Raw genomic sequence first — 1,433 nt, 5'->3', positions numbered from 1 at the left:
TATGTGGACGGCCCCCGACTTGCAAGATATCTCGAGATAATTTGACCAGATCGCTTGCGTCCATATGTCCGGCCTGTTGTTGCGTCCGCACATGAACGCTGGCCAAGATGGTTTCCGCAACACAGGTCCCAAACATCAAGGCGGCCTTGAGGAGCCAAAGGGATTTCCGGAGTATCCTGTGTCCCGGATCGATCGATCACACCATCTGCTATTATCCTGCAAGTTGTTGTATCACAAACACGTGGTGAAGATCAGGATATCCAGGGTTCTTGCTCGCCAATCTTCATGTGGCGCATCCCGTCAAAGCTGCTCCTGATTGTGCGCTGTATGTTTGCCCAGAGATCTGTATGTTTGCCCAGAGATCATGAGTTTCCAGGCTATGCGCGCCATCTTGTTGGCAAGTGCGACAGCTGCCAGTTTAGGCGGCTTACGTCTGAGCAGTTCCGCCAACCATTGAGAAGCCTTACCAGATCGCCGCGCGTGATGAATGACAGCGGTTGCTCCTGCCACCAAGACGGCCCGCAGAGCTTCATCGCCGGCTCGCGTGATACCACCGAGCCGCAGCTTGCCGCCGGTCGAGTGATCTTTTGGCGTCAACCCTATCCAGGCTGCGAACTGGCGGCCAGATTGGAACAGCTCCGGAGCGGGTGTCTTCATGATCAAAAGAGCCGAACCGATTGGGCCAATGCCGGGAATGGTGTTGAGACGTCTGCTGCGTTCGTCGTTACGCTGCCATGCCTTTACCTTGGCCTCCACAGCCGCAATCTTCTTTTCCAGCTGAGCGTATTCCTCGGCCTGGCTCATGAACAATTCCTGTGCGAGCTCTGGCACAGTTTTCTCAACTTGTACCCTTTCGAGCAGCATCGGAATATGTGCTAGCCCCTTGGCTGCGGAAATGCCGAATTCATTGGCGTAGCCCCGTATAGCGTTGGCGAGTTGGGTTCTGTTGGCTATCAGACGGGTACGGACGCTGATCAGCATGAGTGCCGCTTGCTCATCCACTGTCTTAACCGGAACAAACCGCATCGTTGGGCGGCTCATCGCCTCGCACAGCCCTTCGGCGTCGGCAGCGTCATTCTTGTTCCGCTTGACTTGACATATGGCTTGGCGAGTTGTGGCGCGATCATTTTTACCTCATGTCCAAATGAGGTGAGTAAGCGCGCCCAATGATGCGAACCACCACAGGCCTCGATCGCGACCAAGGTTGGCGGGCAGGTCGTGAAGAAGTCGATCATCTCCTTGCGGCGCATTTTCTTACGCAAGACCGGCTTGTCTGCAGCATTTACGCCATGCAACTGAAAAACATGCTTTGACGTATCCATGCCAATACGAATAATCTTGTCCATGGGCGGACCCTTCGATTGAGATCTAAACAGCTCATTCTGGTACATTTCGATGCCGTTCAGGGGCCGTCCACTCCAACATCAAGAGCA

Annotated in this window: 1 pseudogene; it reads right to left on the bottom strand. The window is 54.5% G+C overall.

What is annotated here, in order from left to right:
* Nucleotides 1–300 precede the first annotated feature (300 nt).
* Nucleotides 301–1,346, bottom strand: a pseudogene (locus G6K99_RS23175) (IS110 family transposase).
* Nucleotides 1,347–1,433: the final 87 nt, after the last annotated feature.

Origin of the sequence: Neorhizobium sp. AL 9.2.2, assembly GCF_013317225.1 — a bacterium.
Lineage (GTDB): Bacteria > Pseudomonadota > Alphaproteobacteria > Rhizobiales > Rhizobiaceae > Neorhizobium > Neorhizobium soli.
The sequence above is the reverse complement of the archived record's forward strand: the minus strand, read 5'-3'. Positions and strand labels throughout refer to the sequence as shown.